Source organism: Streptomyces sp. UG1 (assembly GCF_049974585.1).
GTDB lineage: Bacteria > Actinomycetota > Actinomycetes > Streptomycetales > Streptomycetaceae > Streptomyces.
Genome location: NZ_JBNGGG010000020.1, coordinates 1 through 22319 on the forward strand (window position 1 = coordinate 1; position 22319 = coordinate 22319).

Here is a 22319-nt window from a genome sequence, read left to right on the forward strand (position 1 = left end):
CGAGCACTTCCTGGCCTTCACCGCCATCGCCTGCAGCCTCATCTGCTACCGCAGACTCACCAAATGAGACGACGTCTAAGTACGAGGCTCAGTAGCGTTTCGTAGCGACCGGACAGCCGGGTGATCTCCTCGTGGATGCCCGCGCGTCGGGCGGCACGCTCGATCAGCGCAGTGTCGCCCAGTACTTCCAGCCGGCCGCTGGCGATGTTCTCCGCGGCGGTCAGGTCGCATTCCATGAAGCCCTGGAACATGGCGCTGAGTCGGGCCCGGTACGCCTCGGGCTCGTAGTCACGGATGTCGACGCCGTCCCAGAGGATGCGGCCCTTGCAGGGGTCGAAGAAGCGGCAGAGGAGTTTGATCAGCGTGGATTTGCGCGCGCCGTTGATCCCGACGATCGCGGTGGTGAGGCCCACCGGGATGTGCAGGGTCACGCCGCGCAGGATCCAGTCCTGATCATCGTGGTAACGGAACCAGACGTCTACGAAGGCGCCCGCGCGAAACAGCCGGATCTCCTTGGCCGTGCCCTTGGCCGCGCGATGCCCGGTCAGCAGTTCGGAGTAGAAGGACTCCCTGCGGTGGACCGGGCCGAGCAGCCACATGTTGCGCGCCTGCTGGCGGTGGATGTGTGCCTCCATGACGACCGGGTCGTCCACGCCCTGGCGCAAGCGGCACGACACGCCGGCCCCGTGCCGATGGTGACCGTCCTGCGGTCGGGCTGCTACGTGACCCACGACCACGGCACATACGAGCACGTCTCCCCGCTGCCCGGGCTGAAGGCGGCGCCGACCGTGCGGGCGGTGGTCCTCTCCACGTCGGAGCCGGGGCGTGCCGTCGTCGGCGCCGGCAAACGTGAGTTGCCCTACGACGCCGGCCTGTGCGTCCTGCTCGCCGCGCACGACGCACAGGGCGTGCCGCGAGCCGGCGTCACGGCGGTCGCGGCCCAGATCTACGACCACCACCTGGTCCTCACCGGCGTACGCGGTCTGCATGTCGGTGACGAGGTCGACCTCGGGATCTCCCACCCCTGCTCCGCCTTCGACCGTTGGCCCGACATCACCGTGGTCGATGGCCGGGGTCATGCGCGCGACGTGTGGCATCCCCGATTCCGCTGATCCCGTCGGCCGATCGACGGCCCCTTTCTGAGGGGTGGTCCGAGCGGCGTCGGCATGTGTCTCGACTGCACCCCGGAGGACGCACAGCCATAGGACCGCGGTCAGGCGGGAGGCCGCAGCCCGGCCAGGGTGACCATCACGAGCCGCCGCACCGCAGCCTTGGATGTCAGGGCGCCGGCCCCGGCGAGAGCATGCAGGCAGTACCCGGTCAGTTCGTCCGGCGCGACATCGCTGCGGACCTCGCCCGCCCGGACCCCCTCCTCGAGCAGCCCACGGATGAATTGGCGCAGATGCTGCTCGGCGTGCACGACATGGTCGCCTCGGTGCAGGACGGCCGAGAGTTCCCCGCCATGACCGTGGCGCTGCTGCTGGATGAACGCATAGCGTTCCAGCACCGCTTCGAGACGCTCACCAGGGGCTCCGGGACGGTCCCGGAGCTCGGCGAGTTCGTCGAGGTGGGCGGCGATTCGTCGTTCATGCCACGCCATCATGATCGACTCGATGTCCGGGAAGTACTTGTACAGCGTGGCCCGGCCGATACCGCTCTCCTCGGCAATCCGTGACATCGTCACGCCGCGCAACCCGTGCTCGGCCACGAGCGCCGCCGTGGTCTCCAGCACCGCGTCGCGAACAGCGCGGCGGTGCTCCTCGATGGTCTCGTTCCACAACTTCGGCACCAGTGCAGTGTACGCAACGACATCATCGAAACACTGCGACTTGACGTAGACATAGTGTCTCGATAAGAGTTTTCAGTGTGAGAGATGCGAGAGAACAGCCCGGGGAACGCGTCGGCCCGACCGAGGGGACACGTATGAACGACTCGCCGTCCGGATCCGCACCCGGTGACGGCTCAGCCCCCGCCGCCCCGCGCTGGGTGAAGCTCTCCGGCGCCGTGGCACTGGCCGTGGTCGCGGTGTTCCTCGTCCTGCACCTCGCCGGCAGCACAGGCCCCGGTATGCACGGCGGCCACTGATGGCGATGCCGTCCGGCCTCCGCAAGGTCGCCCTCACCGCGCACGTCGCCTCCTCGGTCGGCTGGCTCGGGGCGGTCGCCGCCTTCCTGGTGCTCGCGGTCTTCGGCCTGACGGGCGAGGACGCCCAGCGCGTGCGAGGCGCGTATCTCGCCATGCAGGTCACCGGCTGGTACGTGATCGTCCCGCTGGCGCTCGCCTCCCTGCTGACCGGGACGGTCCAGTCGCTGGGTACGACTTGGGGACTGCTGCGCCACTATTGGGTACTGGTCAAGCTCGCGCTGACCGTCTTGGCCACCTTCCTCCTCCTTGTGCACATGCAGGTGGTCGACCACGTGGCGGACACGGCCGCGCAGATGGACCTGTCCGGCTCCCAGCTCGACGGGATGAGGATGCAGCTCGTGTTCGACGCCGCCGCCGGTGTCGCCGTACTGCTCACGGCGACGGCCCTGTCCATCTACAAGCCACGCGGCGTCACCCGGTATGGATGGCGGGTCCAGCAAGGACAGCGGAAGCAACGGGCCGGCGGCGGGACCGCGGACACGACGGCCCCCGCCCGGCTCTGATCAGGCTGTTCCTGTCGGAACCCCTCGACCGGTGCGCGACGGGCTGAAGCCCTGTGCGGCGTCCTGATGGAAACTCGCGCTCTGCCCAACTGCACCCCAGAAGACAGGATCAGTCCCGCTCCGGCCGCTGATCACCGGGAAGGTTGATCGCGTCCTGCCGATGCAGACTGGACACCTCGGCGAGAGTCATCGCACTCGGGCACTTCATGGTGGCGCCCAGACCCTCTGACCGCGAAGGCACCCAGCGCCCTGTGGGCGGCGTCCCCGATCCCGGGGGTGGAGGGTGGTCCTGGAACGGACTCGACGGCGATACGGCCTGGCCGGGCGTGAGCTGGAAGGCCAACGGGCGCAGCGGCCGTCGGCCGTCATATGGATCTTGATGGTCAGTCCGCCGCGGGACCGGCCGAGGGCAAGCCCCGTCCGGGGCGCGCACCATCGTGCCGTCCACCGCGACCCGCCGTCCAGGTCGCCGTCGGCGTCCGCCCGCGCGAGCAGCACGGTGAACACCCGGGGCAGAGTGGACAGGCCCTAGGCGCATATCGGGAATCTCATGCGTCATTTGTGCAGATGTCATTGGTTGTCATTTATCGCACAACGATTTCAGGCTACTTGGTGTCTCATGAGATGAGTGCGATGTCACGCACGACTCATGGGGGAACACGGGGGTATGCACAAATGAGTGATCGTCGCTTTGCCGCGCGCGACGCGCGCGTCCGGGCCGCCGAGGCGGAGTTTCAGCGCCACGTGCCGGTCCACGCCTCGAACGGGGAGGAAACGGACTACCCCTTCGTCGCGAACTACTCCAAGGGGCTGCCGCACGACAAGTTCGGAGAGGTCGCCCCGGCCGCGTACCACCTGCTGCGCCGAGCGCTGGCCACAGGCAGCTACGAGGACTTCGAGCGGATCCCGCTCGCAGACACCCGCAAACTGGTCAACCCGCAGGCCGGTCTGGCCTTCGACCCGCAGGGCCCGGACGCCCAGGCACTGTCCATGCCCCCGGCGCCGCGCATCGACAGCGCACAGAACTCCGCCGAGGCCGTCGAGCTGTACTGGATGGCGCTGTGCCGTGATGTGCTGTTCACCCGGTTCGCCGAGAGTGACCTGGTCGCCGAGGCGGCCGGTGAACTGAGCGGGCTGACGGACTTCCGGGCGCCGAAGCTGGACGGTCAGGTCACGCCGCAGACCATCTTCCGGGGGGACACCCGGGGCGATCTGGCCGGGCCCTACCTGTCGCAGTTCCTGCTCAAGGACATCCCGTACGGGACGCTGCTGGTCGACCAGCGGCAGGACACCCTCGTCCGCCCCGTCGACCATCTGACCACCTGGGGCGACTGGCTGGAGGTGCAGAACGGCTCCGAACCCGAGCCGGACGAGCGGGACTTCGCCACCCGGCGCTACATCCAGACCCCGCGCGACCTGGCGCACTACGTCCACTTCGACGCGCTGTACGAGGCGTACCTCAACGCCGCGCTGATCCTGCTGGGCGACAACGCGCCGGTGGACGCGGGCAATCCGTACAACTTCTCCCGCAACCAGATCGGCTTCGGGACGTACGGCGGACCGCATGTCCTCTCGCTGGTGACCGAGGTGGCCACCCGCGCGCTGAAGGCGGTGTGGTTCCAGAAGTGGTACGTGCACCGGCGACTGCGGCCGGAGGAGTTCGGCGGCCGGGTCCACCAGCAGTTGCGCGGGCAGCGCGAGTACCCGATCGACTCCGGTGTGCTGGACTCCGTCGCCGTGAAGCGGGTCTTCGAGAAGCACGGCAGCTACCTGCTGCCGCAGGCCTTCCCGGAGGGCAGCCCGACCCATCCCTCGTACGGATCCGGGCATGCCACGGTCGCCGGAGCGTGCGTGACCATCCTCAAGGCGTGGTTCGACGAGTCGCACATCCTGACCGACCCGGTCGTCCCCACCACGGACGGCACCGCCCTGGAGCCGTACACCGGCCCCGACGCCGACCGGCTCACCGTCGGCGGCGAACTCAACAAGGTCGCCGGCAACATCGCCACCGGCCGCAACATGGCCGGTGTGCACTGGCGCACCGACTACACCGAGTCCGTCCGCTTGGGTGAGGAGATCGCCATCGGCGTCCTGCGCGAGGCCAAAGAGGCCACGCTGGAGGACGCGGTCTTCACCCTGAGCCGCTTCGACGGCACCACCCTCGCCATCTGACCACCTCCGGACCTGCCGGCCTGGTGTCTCCGGGGAACCCGGCGACACCAGGCCGGTCAGTGCAGTGGCAGCACGTGCTCGTCCACGGTGAAGATCATGCTGCGGACCGGGGCGAGTTATCGGAGACGTGACGCGTGGGCCGCGGTGTCGCGTGCCTCGGGTGTGGCGGTAGCAGGTGATGACGGCGGCACCGGCCTGCTCGGCAGCCAGTCGAAGACACGCTCAGGCTCCCGGCGACGACCCCGTCCCGCCGCTCGCGTTTGACGGCGTCCACCAGGTCGCCGTCAAGAATCTGGGAGTTCGCCACGCCGACGTGTCGGTGTGGGGGGGCAGCGTGCGGGAGGCGACCAGCTTCCGCACGGCGTTCATCCGCGGGCGCGGCGAACGGATCGTCGCGACCCGGCCACAGCCGCGAGAACGGCTGCCAGGTGGTGCTGCGCACGAGCAGTAGCACCCGTCGTCCAGCGCGCGGCCGAGAGGCGGAGCCTGTCTCCGGCGACCGCCTCTGGGCCGTGCCGGATTGCCCAGCCGCCCAGCGGCGTGCCACGGATCCGTCCCGGTCGGAACGCTGACGCGTCGGGCGGCGTTGGTCTCGCGGCGGAGGGCTCCCGGGCGCGAGGGGCGTGCGGCGGCCTGATCGGTACGGATCCTCCTGATCGCGACGCGGCGGCCGCCGAGCGATTCGAGCGATCGGGCGATCGGGCGAGGTAGCTGGCACCCGTGCCGCCGCCGGTTTGAAGCGGTCGTGGACGAGGCAGGGCCCGAGGTCCTTGAGGGAGGTTGGTTCATCGAAACGGGGCCACAGTTGCAGAACGGTCGCCAGGATGATCCGCAGCTCGCTCCACACGAAGTCCTCGCCGATGCACTTTCGGCGCCCTCGGGGATGTGGTGGCCGCCCAGGTCGATGTCGCGGGCCGCGGTCCTTGTCGCCATCCACGCAGGCCCGTACTTGCGGACGGCTTCCTGCTGCACCTGGCGGGCGTACGGAAGTGGGTCGAGGTCGTCGTACTGAAGGTGCCGGGTGATCTCGTACAGCGTCCAGGCCAGAGTGGTGCCCGTGGTCTCGATGGCACCGGTCAGCAAAGTGACGGCCTCGTGCCGCAACTGCTGGCGCGTCAGCGGATCTACGGCTGACCGGCCCGAAATCCTGTGTTGACGGCATGAGTTAACGTCGATAACTTATCGTCATTCACTCAGATGGGAGTAGCCCGTGCCCGCACTTGCAGCCGAGGACGTCTACGCTTTCGCGCCGTACGCCAAGACACTCGGAGTCGTGTTCGACGAGATGGCCCCCGCCGGCGTTCGCGCCACGCTGGCGCACGACCTCTCTCTTTCCACGGTGGGCGGCGGCCTCCATGGCGGAGCGTTGATGGGGCTCGCCGATGTGAGCGGTGCCGTGTGCGCCGCTCTCAACAGTCCGCCCGGCACCGCACCGGCCACGGTGGAGTCGACCACGCACTTCCTTCGGCCGGCCCACACGGACGTCGTCGCGACGGCCCGCCCCCTGCGCGTGGGGCGCAACACCGTCGTCGAGGTCGACGTGCACGACACTCAAGGCGAACTGTGCGCCCGGGTGACCCAGGTGGTCACCGCCGTCAAGCCGAAGACACCCTGAAGACGCCCTCATGCCACTCCTTGCTCCCGAAGGCCTGTTCCTGTGACCGGCTCCCGAGTTCGCGCTGCCAAGGGCCAGGGGGGCCTGCTCCGTGACCAACTGCTCGACATCGCCGATCAGTTGCTCGAAGACGGTGGCGCCGACGCTCTGACGATTCGCGCGGTAGCGACAAGTGCAAGTGTCACCCCGCCGGCCGTGTATCTCCACTTCGCCTCGAAGAGGGAACTCATCCACGCCACATGTCTGCGTGTGTGGAGTTCACTGTTCATCGAGTTGGAAGCGGTGTCCCGGGAGCTCCCGGATCCTGTGACGGCGCTCTACGAAACCTGCGTCGCCTACATCGGGTTCGGGCTTCGCCATCCCTCGCAGTACCGGCTGGTGATGGACGGCAAAGCCACCGAAGCCAGTCGCCAGAACGAGGACGCGTGCTTCCGCTACTTCCGGGACAAGGTCACAGCCTGCCTCGATGCCGGAGTACCGGTGGGGAGCAGGACCGAAACCACCAGACTGCTGTGTGCCAGCGTGCACGGCGCGGTTTCCCTCCTGATCCACCAGGAGCGTGACGCCTGGCCTCCGGACACCGCTCGCTATGTCACCCGGGCGGCGTCCTCAGCCGTCCAGGGCGCGCTGCTCACCGCATCTCACGCGGCCAAGCCCTCGATGTCTGCCGTGATGCGGTCGGGCTGAACCACGTCCGAGGCCGGCCTGCCCCTGATCCCGGACGGCCCGCGGGGCCCAACTGTATCTAGTCCAGTGCCTCCCGGGCACTGGCCGTGAGGATCCGCACATGCTCGGAGGCGAAGAGTTCGGCGAGTCGGTGGGCGTCGAGGAGGGAGTCGCCGACGTAGACCTGATGCCGGCCCTTCCGATTGCCACCCCGGTCCGACGGATGCAACCCCCGCCGGCGTCAGCCGCTCAGCCAGTGCCCCTGACGTCGTTCAAACTGCCCGGACCGGTCCCGGGCGGCTGGCGAGCGAAGCCTGAACGTACCGATCGCCGACCGGCCCGAGCCGTCACGCAGGCAACAGGCAACGCAGGCACAGCGAGTCGGGTCTGCCGTACAACTCACCGGAGGGACGGCCTCGACCGGGGCGTGCGGATGGTTCACGGTTCCTGTTGGGAGGCAGTCGAGTGTTTCACCGAAGCCGGCATCGTCAGATCGAGAAGTTCGGCAGGGCACTGGACGAGGTCAAGTCGCCCACCACCGCCGCCCGGTGGCGGGATGCCGTCGACGCAGCGGCGCACGAGACCGAACTCGAAGCCCGAGAGGCCGGCCCAGCGGAGCCGGAAACGCTGATGGCGCACGCAGCCGACGCTCGGGCAGGACTCGCCAGGCTGTTGGCCACCTACCAGCACCAGCGCAGCCCCGGCGATGCCTCGGTGATCGACCGCTGCCGCCGCCTTGGCGTGGCAGCCGAGGTCGACCTGCTGGGCCGCGATGCCGCCGGTACGTACAAGGTGCTGGTCGAGAATCTGCACGCCGGCCGGGAGGACCTCGACCGCGTCACGAACCAGTACCGGGTCGCGCTCGAACGCCTCTTTCAGCACCGGGCAACGAACACCCTCGCCCGGTCGAGAGCACCGTCGTTGGCGTACGGCCTCGATCCGGCACTCGATACCGCGCTTGTTCCATCGAGCCTCCGGGCGGAGGTGTGCGAGTCGTTCGGCCGCCATGACCGTACGACAAGGGGCGCGGCTCCTCCTCGTACAGCAGGTACCGTCGGCCTAGGACGAGCAGCAACAGCCGTTCGTCGTCGTCGAGTGGTCAGGTCACCGGACGTACGGCTCCGGCGTAGCGGTGCTACACCGGCCAGGGTCGTCAGGGCCCGTCACGTGCAGCTCGACCAGGTGCTCACGGTTGCCGGAAGCCTTCACGAACAGCGGGCTGTAGCCGGTGGAGAGCGGGATCGGCTCGGTGCCGTGGTGCATCGTCCGGCTTCGCACCCCGCCCGAAGCGGACCGTCCGCGCCGGCCTGGGCGGGGCGCTGAGGTCGTCGAAGAGCGTGCGGGCATGCGCCGTGCCGGGCGGGCTGGGGGCGGCTCCGCGCGCGAGGCTGACGGAAACGGCTGCCGGGTGACGGCTCCGGGGAGGGGGCGGAGCCAGCGTCCACGAGTACGCCGTCGAGCGCGAGGGGAGGCTGGCTGCTTTCGTCGGGCCCCTTCGTACCGTCGCCGGCCGATGCCCGGTTCGGTCACGTCGGCCTGGCGACCGACACGGCCGGGCAGAGGGCACGTCAGCCACTCGCCGCACCGCTCGTGCACCAACGCCGCGGCCGCAGTGGGCGACGCCTGCGCGGAAGCCGGGGCAGCGATGTCGTCCGGCGAGCCACTGCCGGGGCTTGTTCAAATGTCCCGGCAGGGCCAGGGCATGCATCGTGTCACCGGCTGCTTCGTGGACTGGAGGGCTGGAGGAGCTGGTCGACGGGGGCGTAGTCGTCGGTGAGCGGTTGGGCGTCGCCGGTCCAGGAGGTGAGGTCGTCACCGGTGGTGATCTTCCAGCCGGTTTGCCGGGCGTCCAGCGCTTCCTGGGTCGCGCGCAGGTCGACCGGTCGCTTCGACGCGAGCACCACCAGATTGCCGCCCTCGGGGGTGGCGGTCGGGTCGAGGCCGATATCGGTGGGTTCGCCGATGAGGGCGACGTGCTCGAAGACCTCGCCGAGGGTGGCCACTTCGGCACGTGCGAAGGCCAGATCACCGTGATCGATGAGGTTGACGACGTACAGTCCGTCCTCGTTGAGCACCCGCCGTACGCCGGTCATCGCTTCCACTGTGGTGAGGTGCCACGGCACGCTGACGCCCCCGAAGGCGTCGCCGACGACGAGGTCACGACTGCCGGCGTCCAGCCGCCGCAGACCGAGCCTGCCGTCCTCGGTGCGTACGTCGATGCCGGCTTCCGATCCCAGACCGAGTTGGGCGCGATTGATGCGCACGACCCCGCTGTCGATCTCGGAGACGAGGCTGCGTGTTCCGGGCCGCGTGGCCGCGAGGTAACGGGGAAGGGTGAGCCCGCCGCCGCCCAGATGGTAGGCGGCAAGTGGCTCGCGTTCGGGAAAGGCGGCATCGACCACCGACGCGATGGCGCGCACGTACGTGAATTCCAGGAAGGTCGGGTCGTCGATGTCGACGTAGGAGTGCCGCAAGCCGTCCAGAACGAGTGTGCGGCCGCCGCCCCGGTCCGGGTCTGCGACGACCCGTACGCAGTGGTACTTGGTCTCCGTGTCGCAGCCACCGGGCGCGACCGTGGCGGCGAGGCCGCCGGCAACGACCACGAGTGCCAGGGCTGGAGTGCCGCTCCACCCGCGTGTTCTCCACTCGACCAGCGCCGAGCCGACCACCAGCAGTGTTCCGAGGCCGATCAGTATGCCGCTGACCGGCAGCCGCGATACGAGGACGAAGCCGGTGAGCACGGTGCCGACGATGGCGCCGACGGTGCCGACACCGGACAGCCGCCCGACGACCGTTCCGGTCTCGGCGAGGCTGGTCAGACGCAACTTGGTCACGATCGGCGTCACCGCGGAGAGCAACGCGCCCGGTACGAGGATGGTCAGCGACGCGATCAGCAAGAGCATCGCGGGTGCCCACTCCGCAGTGGTGCGCAGCACGGCGGGGGTGAGCGCCACGACGGCTCCCGATACCCCGAGCGCGGGGCCGATGAGCCGGCGTGGATCGACCTGGTCGGCGATGCGTCCGCCCAGCCAGGAGCCGAGGGCGATCGCGGTGAGGGCGATGCCGATCACCATGGTGCTGGTCTCGAGGGTGAGGCCGAGGTAGGGAGCCAGCAGCCGCAAGGCGACGATCTCGACCACCAGGACCGCGGCCGAGGACCCGAACACGAGCACGACAGCGGCACGGGGACCCAGGCCGTGGTTGCCAGGCCTCCCCTCGGCGACAGGCGAGGAAGACGATCCGGTCACGGGCGACATCCTCGCACGCCACTCGTCGACGCACGCCCGGGTGTTGAGCGGCTACGCAGGCGGCGGTGGTCGCTGTGACGATGCCCGTCTTCGGCCACGTCCACGAAGTCGGGCTCGGCGCCGCCGGCGCCTCCTGCGGCCCAAGAGCTCCAATCCTTCATCTGGATGAAGAGCGTCGACGACGCCCCTGCGCTGCAGCGCCACCACTAACATCCGACAATGCGCACATCCTCATCGCTGCTGCGGGCGTTCCGCCCCCAAGTCCAAGAGCGCCTCTACGACTTCTACGACGAGCTGCGGAGCACCGACGAGCTCTTCTGGGACCGCCACCTGGACGCCTGGGTGGCGACCGGGCACGCAGTGGTCAGCGACGCCGCGGGGAACCCGGGGTTGTCCTCGGTGCGCTATCCCGACATCGCAGCCGTCTCCGAGGAACTGCGCCCGCTGGCCCGCGTACTGAGCCGGCAGATGCTCTACAACGACGCCCCCGACCACGCCCGGCTGCGTGCCCTGATCAGCAGGGCCTTCACCGCCAGGGCAGTAGCGACACTCCGCGCCCGGATCGCGGAAGCCGTCGACCGGATCATCACCCACACCGCGCCGACCGGCCGGATGGACATCGTCGCGGACCTGGCCCGCCCGCTGCCTCTCACCATCATCTGCGACCTCCTCGACGTGCCCCAGCAGGACCGCCCCGCCCTCGCCGCCTGGTCCGAACCGATCGCGGAAGCCATCGGCAACTCCCGGCTCGACGCCGACGGCAACCGCTCGGCCTCGCAGAGCATGACCCATCTGCTCACCTACCTCCGCGAACTCCTCACCCGCCACGACACCCCGCCCGCTCCCCACACGCTGCGCGCCCTGGTGACCGCACAGGCACAGAACACCGACCAGGACCTCGACGAACTCCTCGCCAACTGCGCCCTGCTCCTGATCGCCGGCCACGAGACCACCACCCACTTCATCGGCAACGCGACACTCGCCCTGCTCCGCCACCCGCACGCGGCCGACCAACTGCGCCGTCGGCGCGATCTGATGCCCGCCGCGGTCGAGGAACTCCTGCGCTACGACGCCCCGGTGCAGCTGATGCTGCGCCGGGCCCGGCAGGACATGAACCTGGCGGGCCGCACCATCGCCCAAGGCCAGGCAGTGCTCCTCGTGTGCGGTGCCGCCAACCGGGATCCGGCCGTGTTTCCCGATCCCCACGTACTGGACTTCGAGCGGTCCGGCGGACGGCACATGGCCTTCGGGCACGGACCGCACTTCTGCCTCGGCGCGGCCCTGGCCCGGCTGGAAGGCGCGATCGCCCTGGAAGCACTCCTCACACGCCTCCCCGGTCTACGCCTCGACGGCAGCTCGCCACAGTGGCAGCGCAGCCTCAACTTCCGTGGACTCACCCGTCTGGACGTCGCTTTCACCCCCGTCTCGGACGACCAGTCCCAACCTCAGGCCGGCGCGACCGGACGGGGCGGGGGAGGAGGAGCGGCGCGAGCAGTGGTGAGGTAGGGCCGGTTACGCCCCAGGGCCGGCCCTCCACAGAATGGTGAGATCATGCCCCTGATCCTCAACGTGGTGCGTACGCGAAATCGCGCGATACGGCCCATGACCTCCCATGACCCGCGTGGATAAAGTCGCCGGCGATCCAGCCACTGTCGTCGGGAGGAGCGTCCGTGGGTATCGGCCCGGGCCATGCAAGCCGGACGCCTGCCCGGCCCGGCACGGCGGCGACCGGTGAGCGCCGTGTCATCGCTCTCGTCTATCTGGCGGGAGTGTCGGCGGCCGTCGCGCTGGGGCGGTTCGTTCCGCTGGAGGCGGGGGTCAGAGATGGCTTCGGGCTCTCGCTCTCGGCGTTCGGCTGGCTGGTCTCGGGGATCACCGTCGTTGCCGCCTGTCTGGCGATGCCGGCAGGGCTCTGGGTCGCGCGACGCGATCTGGGCCGGGTCCTGTCCGCGGGGCTGGGCACCATGCTGCTGGGCGGGGTGCTCGAGGTCACGGCCCCTGTGGCGCTGGTGCTGTACGGCGCCCGGGTGCTGGAGGGGGTGGGGTATCTGGCGGTGGTGGTCACGGGGCCGCTGGTGCTGTCCGCCCGGTGCGGGCCCGCGACGCAGCAGCGGGCGCTCGCGCTGTGGAGCACCTTCATTCCGGTGGGTATGGCTGTCGCCTCGGCCGTCGGGGCGCTCGGCGCCATGGTGGGCTGGCGGGTCGCCGGCGCGCTGACGCTGGTGCCTGGCCTGGCCGCCCTGGCCGGCACTGTGGGACTGCAGACCGGCATGCGGGGTGAGGTGGGTGACCGTCATGTCCGTCACGGCAAGGGTGTCGGTCCCGTTCTCCAACTCTCCCTTTCCTTCGCCCTCATCGCGTTGCTCGGTGTCACAGCGATGGCCCTGCTGCCGAGCCTGGCCACGGACCGCGGCGTGGGCTCGGCGGTCGGTGGTGTGACAGCCGCCGTGGTGTCGCTGGCGGGTGTGCCCGGTGGGCTGTCGGCGGGGTTGCTGCTGGGCCGGGGAGCCGGGCCGCGCGCGCTCTCCGCAGCCGTACTCGTCCTGCCGTGTGCCGCGGTGGTGACGTACGAGGTCACGCCCTGGGCGGCCGTCACCGCGGGGGCTGTCGTACTGCAGTTCACGGGCGGGCTGGTGCTCGCCGTGCTGTACGCCGGCGTGCCGTCCGTCGCGCACTCGCCGTACGAACTCGGGCGTGGATATGGCCTGTTGAATCAGGCGGGCAGCGTCGGAACGCTCCTGGGCCCGCCCGCCTTCGGGTTCGCGGTCACCCGCACCGGCTGGACCTCGGCGACCGTCCTGGTCGCCGCGGTCGCTCTGGCCTGTCTTGCGCTCTTCCTGGCGGCGACCAGGCGTCCGGAACCGTAGGCACCGTGAACCCGGACTGATAGGCGAAGACGACGAGTTGGGCGCGGTCCCGCAGGCCGAGCTTCTCGCGCAGGTGGTACACGTGCGAGCGTACGGTCGCCTCTTGAAGCGTCAGCCTGGCGGCGATGTCCGCGTCCGTCAGACCGGCCGCCACCAGGAGCAGGATCTCGCGTTCGCGCGGGGTGAGGCGGCGCAGGCCCTGCTGTGCCGCGGCGACGGGCTGGGCGTTGCGCCAGTAGAGCCAGTCGATCAGACGTCTTGTGACGGGGCCGCTGGTGGCGGCCTCCCCCGCGGCCAGAGCGCGCACCGCGCGGATCAGCTCCTCGGACGGAGCGTCCTTGACCAGGTACCCGTACGCCCCCGCCTCCAGCGCCTTCATGACCGTCGCGTCGTCGGTCCGTGCGCTGAACACGAGCACTTCGGGGCGCGGCGCCGGCCACGCCGGGTCGGTCACCTCGGCGGCGACCTCCAGGCCCGAGCGCCGTGCCAGGCCGATGTCGGTGATCAGTACGTGGGGTGCGTGATGCCGTGTCAGGTCGAGGGCTTTCACTCCGTCTCCGGTGGCCGCGACGACGGTGATGTCCGGGTCGCGGGCCAGTGTGCCGGCGAGCCCGTCGCGCACCACGGGCAGCTCGTCGCAGATCAGAACGCGGATTGTCACTCGCCAACGGTAAGGGTGCTCAGCGGTCGGCGGGACCTCGTCAGAGGGTGGGGGTGCGGGTGAGTCACCGGGCCGGGGTGGCCGCGAACTCGTCGGCCCGGGAGGGCTGGGTACGGGGATCCATCCGGAGGAGCGGGCGGCGGATGCTCCCGGGACAACGCGAGCTTCGTTGCAGGGAGTTCGGAGAACCTCATGACGCTTGACCTTGCCCGAGGGTGAAGGCCGACAGTGTCTGTGGCGAGCAACCGGCCGGCCTGAGCCGACCGAATCCGGGTGAGAGGAACCCAGATTGGATGACGACGCTCTCCTGGCCGAGCAGATGGCCTACTACCGGGCCGGCGCGGCCGCATACGACCGGCCCTATGCAGAGTACGCGGACCTGCAGGAGCTGCTGGCTGTCGTCGATGACCTTCCGATTGCCGGGGATGTGCTCGAGTTGGCCTGCGGAACGGGCCAGTGGACGCCGAGGCTTGCCGCGCGGGCGCGTTCGGTGACGGCTGTCGACGTGGCAGCCGAAGTACTGGCCCTTGCTCGTGCGCGCACCGGATCCCCCACCGTCCGGTTCGTCCAGGCCGACCTGTTCGAGTGGCAGCCGGCACGACGCTACGACACCGTGTTCTTCGCCTTCTGGCTGTCCCACGTCCCGCCGGCTCGGCTGCCCGGCTTCTGGAACACCATCGCCTCCGCGCTCGCGCCAGGCGGTAAAGCGATCTTCATCGACGACGGTCCCGCCGCAGCCACGTACGAGGAAGTGCTCGCGAACCAGCCGACCCCGGCGGCGCTGCGGCGACTCGATGACGGCAGTCAGTACCGCATCGTGAAGGTGTTCCACGATGCCCAGACCCTCACGGACGACCTCGCGGCTCTGGGATGGTCGGCCCGCATCCGAACCAGGGCCGGGAACTTCATCGGCATCGCGGAGCCATCGGCCATCCCTGGCTAAGAACCAGGATCAAGGAGTGCGCGCAACCGCTCCACGCTGGGCACGGAGCCGACTCGGCAGGACGGGCTCGCTGGTTGCCCTGATGGGGCCGGCGGGTCGGTGCCGTGGATCAGCGGGGTGGGTTCGGCGTCCGCGCTGTCGGTGATCTCGCTCCAGGTCACCGCGGCGTCCGCCGGTTCATCCGGCGGCGTCGTTCAGCCGCTCGGGGTCCAGGACGGTGATGCGGCCGCGGGCCAGACGGAGCAGGCCGCGGTCGGCGAAGTCGTGCAGGACCTTGGTGGTCGTCTCGCGGGAGGTGCCGGCCAGGGCGGCGAGCTGTTCGTGGGTGAGGGCGATCTGCGGGTGGCGTGCCATCGCCAGCAGCCTGCCGGTGGGGGTGCCGGCGCGGGCGGCGAGGGTGGTCAAGGTGGCGGCGATGCGCTGGGGGACGGACTTGAAGACGCTGTCGGACAGGCGCTGCTCGAGGTCGGCGACGCGGTGGCCGAGGATCTCGGTGATCCGGGCGGCGATCCGTGCGTCGGAGAGCAGGAACCTGTGTACGTCGGCGCGGCTCATCACGCAGACGGTGACGTCGTCGAGGGCTTCGGCGAAGTTGTCGTACATCCGCTGGCCGAGCAGGGCCATCTCGCCGAAGATCGTGCCGGGGCTGATGATCGCGCAGGTCAGGGCCCGGCCGTCGGCAGAGACCCGGAAGATGCGGACCCGGCCGCGTTTGAGGATGAACAGCACCTCGCTGGGCTGCTGCGGGGTGTGGAGGATCTCCCCGGCGGAGTAGGTCTTCATGGGGGCCGCTTCGGCGATGGCCTCCATCTCCGGCTCGGACAGGTCACGGAAGATGTCGACCTCGGACATGCACCAGGTGCGGTCCGGTTCGTCGGCGGCGGCGTCGCGTTCGATCATGTGCGTGGTCTCCTCGCGGCGCCCCGGCGCCCAGGGCGGTGGCGCGGTGCCCCACGGTGGGTCGGCCAGTGCGTCTGTACCCTCGGCCAGACAGTAGGGCACCGGGCCGCCGCCGGGGGTGCTGCCACGCTGGGCGGCACTCTGTGGCAGGGGTCCGGGGCCGTCCGGAGACGCGAGTGGTGCTGGCATCGTCACCCGGCCGAGCCGGTCCGCCTGTCCATGATCCGGGCGAGGCCTGCGTAGGTCAGACCGGCGAGCAGCCCGAAGACCAGGTGGCCGCCGAGGCTGGAGCTGGTGACGTCATTCCATTCGAAGACCGGCATACCCATGTTGGCGGGCATGATCCACAGGGCGCCGAGGGTCCACCAGACGGCCCCGTAGGCCAGTCCGAGGACGACGGCGGGCGCGAGCTTCTGGGCGAACTCGCCCAGCAGGACGCCGAAGCCGATGCCCGCGAAGAGGGCGATGGCCAGGTGGATCAGCCAGCCGACGAAGGCGTTGGTGGAGCCGAGCAGTCCGGCCACCATGGTGATCATCGCGGTGTCCGCCATCGGCCGCGACACCGACATCCAGATGCCGAACCCGACTCCGCCGACCAGCCCGGCCGCCGCGCCGTAGAGCGCGTGGACCGGGATGACGGCGGTGGTGGGAGATACCCGCAAGGTGGTGGTCATGGTGACTGCTCCTCTCCTGCTCTGGGGCTTTCTGTCCTTCTTCTCGCTGTCGACTCCGACGCTAGGAGCCGTGCAGCGTGCAGGTATGTGAGGGCGCTTACGTACGGGCCGGTAGGCCGTTGCCGGCGGGCAGTTCGTCGCGCTCCGGCCGGACGGCGGTGGGAGCCGGGACAGCTCAGTCCAGGGTGTCGAGCGCGGCGAGGACGTCGGCCGGTTCGGCGCGGGTGGTGTAGTCGGTGTTGACGAAGGCCCAGCGGATCACGCCGGCGCGGTCGATGACGTACTTGGCGGGCAGCGGAAGCGTGCGCGGGTGGCCGTCGTTGACGCGCTGGAGGTCGAAGCCGAGCTTGTCGTAGACGGCGGCGAGGTCGTCGGGGGGGTCGAAGGCGATGCCGTACTGCTTGGCGGTGTCGGAGCCGAGGTCGCTGAGGACGTCGAAGGCGAGGTCGTGCTTCTCGGTGAGGGCGAGGGACTCGTCGGGGATCTGCGGGGAGACGGCCACCAGGCGGGCGCCGCGGGCGGTGATCGCGCCGTGGTGCTGCTGGAGGGCGCGCAGGGTGATGTTGCAGTACGGGCACCAGGCGCCGCGGTAGAAGGTCAGCACGACCGGGCCGTCGGCGAGCAGAGCGTCCAGGGCCACCGTCTGCCCGGTCGCCGAGGGGAGCGTGAACAGCGGGGCCGGGTCGCCGACGGTCAGGGCGCGGTCGGCCTGGCCGGAGTCGGCGAGTTCCTGCCCGGCGCGGCGCATGACGGCGCGTATCTCGGCGGGGATCTGCTGCTGACGGGACTCGTAGAAGGCTCGTAGCTCGGCGTTGAGGGTCATGGAAACGGACCTCCTGGGGCACGATTCGATCAACTCGGAACGACCGTTCCAAGATAGCGGGATCGGGCGTATCCTGAAACCCTCGTTTCAAGATGGCGGGGTGAGACGTGCCGGACATCAAGCACTTCGACCCGGATACGGCCCTGGACACCGTGGTCCGGCTGTTCTGGCGCCGAGGCGTGGCCTCGACCGGCATCCAGGACGTCGTGACGGCGACCGGGCTCAACCGCTCCAGCCTGTACGCCACCTTCGGCGGCAAGCAGGAGCTGTACCTCGCCGCGCTGCGCCGCTACATCGAGCAGCGCTCCCAGCCGACGTTCCGCCGCCTCGCCGAGGACGGTCGGGGCCTGCCCGCGATCGCCGACTTCTTCGCCGGACTGATCGAGGCCCGCTGCTCGGGCGAGTACGCCCGCTGGGGCTGCATGGTCTCCAACGCGCACGCCGGCGCCGAGAACGGTGAACCGGACGTCCGGAATCTCCTCGACCTGCATCACCAGCAGTTGCGGGACGCGCTGCACGCCGCGCTCGTGAAGGCCGGGGCGCGCGGGCAGCTCGCCCCGGGGGCCGACCCGGCAGCCGCGGCCGATCTGCTGGCGCTCCTCGCCTACGGCGTCAACCTCCGCTCCCGCGCCGGAGCCGACGCGGGAGAACTCGGCAGGACGGTGACCGCGGTGCTCGCCTCGCTCGGCGGCCGGGCAGAGCCGTAGCGTTGCCCGGCACCGCGCTCAGTGCCCTGCTCTGCGCTCCGCCTCCTCCTTGACCGAGGCGAGCGACCCGGCGACGGTCGCCTCCCAGCGGACGGCCACCTTCTCGCCCCACCAGGCGCCGGCCCGCCACAGGTCGGTGCCCAGCTCCCCCTCGTACACCAGGCGCGTGCCCGCCCCGTGCTCGCCGAGCACGAAGGACTCGGTCACCTGCGGCACCGGACCCCGCACCAGGCGGAAGTCGATCCGCTCGGGCCGGGTGAAGCGCACCGTCTCCACGGTGACCGTCGTCAGCCGGCCGCCCGCGACCGGGGTGAAGTGCTCGGCCAGCACCAGGTCGCTGCCGCGCTCCAGCACGTTCAGCTTCTGCCGCATCGCCCGCGGGGTCCGCCTCAGATACGGCCCCGCCACCACGTCGAAGACCACCTCCCGGGGCGCCGCGATGTCCACGGTCTGCGGCCCCAGCGGCCGGATCCGCCGCCCCACACCCACATCGACGGACAACGCCCCGGTCACCAGCCCCAGGTAGACGGCGGCCGCCCCACCGCCCGCGCCCACGGTCCACCCCGCGACCCGCGCCAGACGAACGCCGCCCGTCACCGCCGGTCCTCCGGCACCACTTCCTCCACCATGACGCCCTTCCCGAAGGCGACATGGCCCTTGATCCGCCTGGCGAACGGGCTGGGGTGCGGGTAGTACCAGGCCGCGTTCGTGTTGTTCTGCCCGTCGACGGTGACCGTGTAGTAGCGGGCGATCCCCTTCCAGAAGCACAACGACCGCATACGGCTCTTTGTGAAGTACCTGCGCTCGAGCGACTCGGGCGGGAAGTAGTGGTTGCCCTCCACCACGACAGTGCGGTCCGCCTCGGCGAGTACCGCACCATGCCATACGGCGCGCATCATGAGCGTCCACCTCCGGGCAGGACAGGATTCCCTACACCACGACGTCCCTACACCTCGACGTTAGAACGCCGGCTCCGCTCCCCTCGGTGATCCCGCTTACAGTCTTCCGATCGACGGGAACTTAGGTTAGCCTTCCCTCACTTCTCATGCTGTTCCCTGCCTGTCCTGATCTCGCCCGTCCCTGTCCTCCCTGCGCGCCAGAGAGAAGCACCCCCATGACCGCAACGACGTCCCGCTCGGACGCTTCGCCGGGCCCGTCCCGACGTCGCCTGCTCGCAGTGGGCGGCGCGCTCGCCCTCGGTCCCCTGCTCGCCGCATGCGGCAACGACGACAAAGACACACCCGACTCATCCGCCGAGGCCGCCGCGAGCAGCGGACCGTGGTCCTTCAAGGACGACCGCGGCCGCACGGCCAGGACCGACAAGAAGCCCGAGACGATCGTCGCGTTCGTCAGCACCGCAGCGGCCCTGTACGACTACGGCGTCGAGTGCGAGGGCATCTTCGGCCCCAGCGAACCGGTGGACGGCAAGCCCAACCCGCAGGCCGGCGACATGGACGTGTCCGAGCTGACCAGCCTGGGCACCGCATGGGGACAGTTCAGCGTCGAGAAATACGCCGCCCTCCGGCCCGACCTGCTGATCAGCAACATGTTCCCGCCGCCGGGACTGTGGTACGTGCCCGAGGAAAGCAAGGACAAGGTCGAATCCCTCGCTCCGACCGTCGGAATCAGCGTCGCCCGCACCTCCCTGCTCAACCCGCTCAAGCGCACCTCCGAACTCGCCGAGTCCCTCGGCGCGGACCTGAGCGCGAAGAAGGTCACCGACGCCAAGGCCCGCTTCCAGAAGGCCGTTCAGACGCTGCGTACGGCGGCGCAGGCCAACGGCGGGCTCAAAGTCATGGCCGTCACCGGCGACAAGGACAACTTCTACGTCGCCGTTCCCGACTCCTACTGCGACCTCAACTACTTCAAGGACCTGGGAGTGGAATTCGTCGAGGGCAAGAAGTCTGACGAATGGGGCTTCTGGGAGTTCCTGAGCTGGGAGAACGCCAACAAGTACCACGCCGACCTCATCATGGTCGACAACCGCTCCACCTCCATGTCCCCGGAGCAGCTCGACGAGAAGGCCACCTGGCGCCAACTGCCCGCGGTCAAGGCCGGCCAGACCACGCCCTGGTCGATGGAGGAGCGCTTCAGCTACGCGGGCTGGGCCCCGGTCGTCGAACGCCTCGCCGCGGCGGTGGAGAAGTCGAAGAAGCTCCACGCGTAGCCCAGGAGGCACATCCCGTGCCCCGGCCCAAGCGGCGACCCGAATTCGGCGACGTTCAGCAGAGGTTGCTCATCCCGCTCTACGGACGTGCGGTGGAGACCCGTGCGCGGCACGGCGTGCTCAGCGGTCCATGCGCCGTCCTTCGGCAGCGGGAGGTCCATCGCGCTCGGTGGGGTGGCAGCGAGGTCGGCCGAGGCGAGGAACGGCAGGTCCGGAACGGGCTCGTGCTCGGGCATCGGCGGCAGCCCGCCGAGCCGTCCGGCCACCGGTCCGTCGGGCGGCGCCTGACCAGCGGGGCTCAGCGTCGCGCAGAGTGTGCCAAGGGTGATTCTGGCCGCCTGCCCCGATGAAGTGAACCCGCACCGGCGGGTGCTTCAAGCCTGTTGGTCAGTCTGCTCTCGGGCCCCCGCGTCCTCCGCTCGCGTGAACCCGTGGCTCCGCTCCACTTTCGCCACGTGCAGGGTGTAGCTCTGGTACCACTCGGCTCGCCCGCGCCCCTGCGCCGCCCGGTGTTCGGCGTTGCTCCGCCACTCCGTGAGGGCGTCGGCGTCGCGGAAGTAGCCGACGGTGATGCCCAGCCCGCCAGGAGTCTGCGCGTGGTCCATCCCCAGGAACCCAGGGACGTCCTTCACCAGGTCTTCCATGAGTGCGGCGGTATCGCTGTAGCCGCTCTGGTTCTCGGTCCGCACCGTAGTGAAGACGGACACGTAGTACGGGGGTTCATAAGCCCTGACGGGCGCGCCAGGCGCTTCCGACTGGTGGCTCGTGGCGCCACCGTGACGCGGGACGCGTCGCCGCGCGTACACCTCTATTTCGATCTTCATCCGCGGGTCGGCGAGGCCACACACGAGCATCGTGGCGGCCGGCCGAACGTCGCCGAAGCAGCGGCGCAGGACCGGCCAGCAGGGTTCGAAGTCCTCGCGGTCGGGCAGTAGGTAGCGCACCCGCACCACGTCGGCGAAGGTGCACTCCGCCTCGGCCAGCGCGGCCTCGATGTTGCGCAGGCACTGCTCGGCCTGCTCCACCACGTCGTCGGAGATCGTCATGGAGGCGTAGTCGAACCCGGTCGTCCCGGACACGTGCACCCAGTCGCCGTCGACCACGGCACGGGCATAGCCAATCTGCTCCTCGAAGGTCGAGCCGCTGAGGATCGCGTGTCGCTCCGTCATGCGCCGAACGCTAAATGACCAGCGTTGATACGTCTAATACGGCCGCATGCATGATCTGATATCCCTAGGCGTATGGAACGCCCAGAGCTCCCCCTGCCGCAGCTCCACGCCTTCGTCGTGCTCGCCGAAGAACTCCACTTCGGCCACGCTGCCGCCCGCCTGGGCATCGCCCAGCCACCGCTGAGCCAGCAGATCCGCCGCCTGGAGGACAAGGTCGGCCACGCGCTGTTCACCCGTGCCCCGGGGCGTGTCGCCCTCACCCCGGCCGGCAGCGAACTGCTGCCCGCCGCGCGGCGGGCACTCACCGACCTCGCGGACGGGCTGGCCGCGGCCCGGGCCGTCGGCAGTGGCCGGGCCGGCCGCCTGCGGATCGGCTTCGCCGCCTCTCTCGCCCTGACGGTCCTGCCCGGTCTGCTGCGCTCCTTCCGTCACCGGTTTCCCGGCGTGCACCTGGACATCCACGAGATGACCACCGCTCCGCAGATCGCCGCCCTGCATGACAAGAGCATCGACATCGGTCTACTGCGCGAACCCCCCGCCGACGAGACAGGGCTCGGCTTCAGAACGGTGCTCAGCGAGCCCTTCGTGGCCGTGCTGCCGTCCACCCATCCTCTGGCCATGCAACGGACCGTACGGCTCGCGCAGTTGGCGGACTCGCCTTTCGTGCTGCTGCCCCGCACGGCCGGCCCGCCACTGCACGACCAGATCATCGGCCTGTGCACCGCGGCAGGGTTCACACCGCGGGTGGTCCAGCACGCGGTGGAGTGGCAGACCGTGTGCGCCCTCGTGGAAACCGGTCTGGGCGTTTCCCTGGCCCCGGCGAGCATCCGACGCATCCGCCTCAAAGGCGTCGCCTTCCGCAGGATCGAGCCCGGCACCGCCCGTACCCGGGTGGCCGTCGCCTGGCGCGAGAGCGACCATGACCCCTTGGTCGCACACCTGCTGGAGACCATCAGTCAGGATCCGCCGGACGAGTCCCAGGGCTGCTCACGATGAGTTCCCCCGGGCTGGGCTGCTGCTCAACAGCGCTTCGTTCGGCCGACCGGTCGCCTCGACAGG

26 protein-coding genes and 1 pseudogene are annotated in these 22319 nt (G+C 69.8%); 12 read left to right on the forward strand and 15 right to left on the reverse strand.

The features are described 5' to 3' along the window. Positions 1-56: 56 nt before the first annotated feature. Positions 57-677, reverse strand: coding sequence for an ATP-binding cassette domain-containing protein (locus tag ACP4J3_RS22485; protein ID WP_426537155.1), 621 nt, complete (start codon positions 675-677; stop codon positions 57-59). Between the two features lie 15 nt (positions 678-692). Between ACP4J3_RS22485 and ACP4J3_RS22490 the strand changes: the two genes are divergently transcribed. Then, positions 693-1112, forward strand: coding sequence for a hypothetical protein (locus ACP4J3_RS22490; RefSeq protein WP_426537409.1), 420 nt, complete (start codon positions 693-695; stop codon positions 1110-1112). A 101-nt stretch (positions 1113-1213) separates the two neighbouring features. Here the strand turns inward: ACP4J3_RS22490 and ACP4J3_RS22495 are convergent, their stop codons facing one another. After that, on the reverse strand, positions 1214-1789 hold the full coding sequence (locus tag ACP4J3_RS22495; RefSeq protein WP_426537157.1) for a TetR/AcrR family transcriptional regulator: 576 nt from the start codon (positions 1787-1789) through the stop codon (positions 1214-1216). A gap of 134 nt (positions 1790-1923) precedes the next feature. On the opposite strand from ACP4J3_RS22495, the gene ACP4J3_RS22500 reads away from it, so the two are divergent. The 3 genes from ACP4J3_RS22500 to ACP4J3_RS22510 all read left to right on the forward strand — a co-directional run bounded on the left by ACP4J3_RS22500 (position 1924) and on the right by ACP4J3_RS22510 (position 4820). Further along, positions 1924-2085, forward strand: a complete 162-nt coding sequence (locus ACP4J3_RS22500; protein WP_426537159.1) for a hypothetical protein — start codon at positions 1924-1926, stop codon at positions 2083-2085. Positions 2086-2090: 5 nt separating this feature from the next. Next, the gene (locus ACP4J3_RS22505; RefSeq protein ID WP_426537161.1) at positions 2091-2648 is read left to right on the forward strand and encodes a hypothetical protein; all 558 of its coding nucleotides are present in this window, start codon (positions 2091-2093) and stop codon (positions 2646-2648) included. Between the two features lie 675 nt (positions 2649-3323). Beyond that, the gene (locus tag ACP4J3_RS22510; RefSeq protein ID WP_426537163.1) at positions 3324-4820 is read left to right on the forward strand and encodes a vanadium-dependent haloperoxidase; all 1497 of its coding nucleotides are present in this window, start codon (positions 3324-3326) and stop codon (positions 4818-4820) included. Between the two features lie 222 nt (positions 4821-5042). On the opposite strand, the gene ACP4J3_RS22515 is transcribed toward ACP4J3_RS22510, so the two are convergent. After that, on the reverse strand, positions 5043-5924 hold the full coding sequence (locus ACP4J3_RS22515; RefSeq protein WP_426537165.1) for a cytochrome P450: 882 nt from the start codon (positions 5922-5924) through the stop codon (positions 5043-5045). Between the two features lie 106 nt (positions 5925-6030). Here ACP4J3_RS22515 and ACP4J3_RS22520 point away from each other — a divergent pair, with 106 nt between their 5' ends. Both ACP4J3_RS22520 and ACP4J3_RS22525 read left to right on the forward strand, forming a co-directional pair. Continuing rightward, complete coding sequence (locus ACP4J3_RS22520) at positions 6031-6435, forward strand: PaaI family thioesterase (protein WP_426537167.1); 405 nt, start codon at positions 6031-6033, stop codon at positions 6433-6435. A gap of 42 nt (positions 6436-6477) precedes the next feature. Then, a complete protein-coding gene (locus ACP4J3_RS22525) occupies positions 6478-7122 on the forward strand; it encodes a TetR/AcrR family transcriptional regulator (RefSeq protein WP_426537169.1) in 645 nt (214 codons plus the stop codon). Between the two features lie 58 nt (positions 7123-7180). Here ACP4J3_RS22525 and ACP4J3_RS22530 read toward each other — a convergent pair whose 3' ends face one another. From ACP4J3_RS22530 to ACP4J3_RS22545, 4 genes are all read right to left on the reverse strand, one after another. Then, positions 7181-7330, reverse strand: coding sequence for a hypothetical protein (locus ACP4J3_RS22530; protein WP_426537171.1), 150 nt, complete (start codon positions 7328-7330; stop codon positions 7181-7183). 209 nt (positions 7331-7539) lie between these two features. Further along, positions 7540-7983 carry a hypothetical protein gene (locus ACP4J3_RS22535; RefSeq protein WP_426537173.1) on the reverse strand — a complete coding sequence of 148 codons (444 nt, stop codon included), beginning with the start codon at positions 7981-7983 and terminating at the stop codon, positions 7540-7542. A gap of 222 nt (positions 7984-8205) precedes the next feature. Beyond that, a complete protein-coding gene (locus ACP4J3_RS22540; RefSeq protein WP_426537175.1) occupies positions 8206-8364 on the reverse strand; it encodes a hypothetical protein in 159 nt (52 codons plus the stop codon). A gap of 449 nt (positions 8365-8813) precedes the next feature. Continuing rightward, a complete protein-coding gene (locus ACP4J3_RS22545; RefSeq protein ID WP_426537177.1) occupies positions 8814-10349 on the reverse strand; it encodes a fused MFS/spermidine synthase in 1536 nt (511 codons plus the stop codon). Between the two features lie 219 nt (positions 10350-10568). Between ACP4J3_RS22545 and ACP4J3_RS22550 the strand changes: the two genes are divergently transcribed. Both ACP4J3_RS22550 and ACP4J3_RS22555 read left to right on the forward strand, forming a co-directional pair. Next, positions 10569-11855, forward strand: coding sequence for a cytochrome P450 (locus ACP4J3_RS22550; protein ID WP_426537179.1), 1287 nt, complete (start codon positions 10569-10571; stop codon positions 11853-11855). Positions 11856-12019: 164 nt separating this feature from the next. Next, entirely contained in the window at positions 12020-13216 is a 1197-nt protein-coding gene (locus ACP4J3_RS22555) for a CynX/NimT family MFS transporter (RefSeq protein ID WP_426537181.1), read from the forward strand. Here ACP4J3_RS22555 and ACP4J3_RS22560 read toward each other — a convergent pair. After that, positions 13116-13877 (reverse strand): response regulator, encoded by a 762-nt coding sequence (locus tag ACP4J3_RS22560; RefSeq protein WP_426537183.1) that lies wholly within the window; start codon positions 13875-13877, stop codon positions 13116-13118. The two genes, ACP4J3_RS22555 and ACP4J3_RS22560, sit on opposite strands and share 101 nt — an antisense overlap. Before the next feature lie 289 nt (positions 13878-14166). Here ACP4J3_RS22560 and ACP4J3_RS22565 point away from each other — a divergent pair, with 289 nt between their 5' ends. Further along, positions 14167-14820, forward strand: coding sequence for a class I SAM-dependent methyltransferase (locus tag ACP4J3_RS22565; protein WP_426537185.1), 654 nt, complete (start codon positions 14167-14169; stop codon positions 14818-14820). 177 nt (positions 14821-14997) lie between these two features. Here ACP4J3_RS22565 and ACP4J3_RS22570 read toward each other — a convergent pair whose 3' ends face one another. From ACP4J3_RS22570 to ACP4J3_RS22580, 3 genes are all read right to left on the reverse strand, one after another. After that, complete coding sequence (locus ACP4J3_RS22570; RefSeq protein WP_426537187.1) at positions 14998-15720, reverse strand: Crp/Fnr family transcriptional regulator; 723 nt, start codon at positions 15718-15720, stop codon at positions 14998-15000. Between the two features lie 191 nt (positions 15721-15911). Beyond that, positions 15912-16394, reverse strand: coding sequence for a hypothetical protein (locus ACP4J3_RS22575; RefSeq protein ID WP_426537189.1), 483 nt, complete (start codon positions 16392-16394; stop codon positions 15912-15914). Between the two features lie 175 nt (positions 16395-16569). Then, positions 16570-17217 (reverse strand): peroxiredoxin-like family protein, encoded by a 648-nt coding sequence (locus ACP4J3_RS22580; RefSeq protein WP_426537191.1) that lies wholly within the window; start codon positions 17215-17217, stop codon positions 16570-16572. A 107-nt stretch (positions 17218-17324) separates the two neighbouring features. Between ACP4J3_RS22580 and ACP4J3_RS22585 the strand changes: the two genes are divergently transcribed. Continuing rightward, positions 17325-17924, forward strand: a complete 600-nt coding sequence (locus ACP4J3_RS22585) for a TetR/AcrR family transcriptional regulator (RefSeq protein ID WP_426537193.1) — start codon at positions 17325-17327, stop codon at positions 17922-17924. Between the two features lie 18 nt (positions 17925-17942). On the opposite strand, the gene ACP4J3_RS22590 is transcribed toward ACP4J3_RS22585, so the two are convergent. Both ACP4J3_RS22590 and ACP4J3_RS22595 read right to left on the reverse strand, forming a co-directional pair. Next, positions 17943-18521: an SRPBCC family protein gene (locus ACP4J3_RS22590; RefSeq protein WP_426537195.1), complete on the reverse strand. Its 579-nt coding sequence runs from the start codon at positions 18519-18521 to the stop codon at positions 17943-17945. After that, positions 18518-18823: a DUF427 domain-containing protein gene (locus tag ACP4J3_RS22595; RefSeq protein WP_426537197.1), complete on the reverse strand. Its 306-nt coding sequence runs from the start codon at positions 18821-18823 to the stop codon at positions 18518-18520. Before ACP4J3_RS22595 ends, ACP4J3_RS22590 begins: the two co-directional genes overlap by 4 nt. A gap of 215 nt (positions 18824-19038) precedes the next feature. Here ACP4J3_RS22595 and ACP4J3_RS22600 point away from each other — a divergent pair, with 215 nt between their 5' ends. Further along, positions 19039-20091, forward strand: coding sequence for an ABC transporter substrate-binding protein (locus tag ACP4J3_RS22600; RefSeq protein WP_426537199.1), 1053 nt, complete (start codon positions 19039-19041; stop codon positions 20089-20091). Positions 20092-20465: 374 nt separating this feature from the next. Here ACP4J3_RS22600 and ACP4J3_RS22605 read toward each other — a convergent pair whose 3' ends face one another. Together ACP4J3_RS22605 and ACP4J3_RS22610 are read right to left on the reverse strand one after the other, a co-directional pair. Further along, complete coding sequence (locus tag ACP4J3_RS22605) at positions 20466-20897, reverse strand: antibiotic biosynthesis monooxygenase family protein (RefSeq protein ID WP_426537411.1); 432 nt, start codon at positions 20895-20897, stop codon at positions 20466-20468. Continuing rightward, a pseudogene (locus tag ACP4J3_RS22610) lies at positions 20883-21260 on the reverse strand (RidA family protein); the annotation flags it as partial. The gene ACP4J3_RS22605 and the pseudogene ACP4J3_RS22610, both read right to left, overlap by 15 nt. A 72-nt stretch (positions 21261-21332) precedes the next feature. On the opposite strand from ACP4J3_RS22610, the gene ACP4J3_RS22615 reads away from it, so the two are divergent. Next, on the forward strand, positions 21333-22256 hold the full coding sequence (locus ACP4J3_RS22615; protein WP_426537201.1) for a LysR family transcriptional regulator: 924 nt from the start codon (positions 21333-21335) through the stop codon (positions 22254-22256). Positions 22257-22319 lie beyond the last annotated feature (63 nt).

Bases quoted from the DNA above. Each gene is read 5' to 3' on its own strand.
- ACP4J3_RS22595 (WP_426537197.1), bottom strand. From the start codon at position 18,823: ATGATGCGCGCCGTATGGCATGGTGCGGTACTCGCCGAGGCGGACCGC.
- ACP4J3_RS22550 (WP_426537179.1), top strand. From the start codon at position 10,569: ATGCGCACATCCTCATCGCTGCTGCGGGCGTTCCGCCCCCAAGTCCAA.
- ACP4J3_RS22580 (WP_426537191.1), bottom strand. From the start codon at position 17,217: ATGACCCTCAACGCCGAGCTACGAGCCTTCTACGAGTCCCGTCAGCAG.
- ACP4J3_RS22490 (WP_426537409.1), top strand. From the start codon at position 693: ATGGTGACCGTCCTGCGGTCGGGCTGCTACGTGACCCACGACCACGGC.
- ACP4J3_RS22505 (WP_426537161.1), top strand. From the start codon at position 2,091: ATGCCGTCCGGCCTCCGCAAGGTCGCCCTCACCGCGCACGTCGCCTCC.
- ACP4J3_RS22615 (WP_426537201.1), top strand. From the start codon at position 21,333: ATGGAACGCCCAGAGCTCCCCCTGCCGCAGCTCCACGCCTTCGTCGTG.
- ACP4J3_RS22575 (WP_426537189.1), bottom strand. From the start codon at position 16,394: ATGACCACCACCTTGCGGGTATCTCCCACCACCGCCGTCATCCCGGTC.
- ACP4J3_RS22540 (WP_426537175.1), bottom strand. From the start codon at position 8,364: ATGCACCACGGCACCGAGCCGATCCCGCTCTCCACCGGCTACAGCCCG.
- ACP4J3_RS22510 (WP_426537163.1), top strand. From the start codon at position 3,324: ATGAGTGATCGTCGCTTTGCCGCGCGCGACGCGCGCGTCCGGGCCGCC.
- ACP4J3_RS22600 (WP_426537199.1), top strand. From the start codon at position 19,039: ATGACCGCAACGACGTCCCGCTCGGACGCTTCGCCGGGCCCGTCCCGA.
- ACP4J3_RS22500 (WP_426537159.1), top strand. From the start codon at position 1,924: ATGAACGACTCGCCGTCCGGATCCGCACCCGGTGACGGCTCAGCCCCC.
- ACP4J3_RS22570 (WP_426537187.1), bottom strand. From the start codon at position 15,720: ATGATCGAACGCGACGCCGCCGCCGACGAACCGGACCGCACCTGGTGC.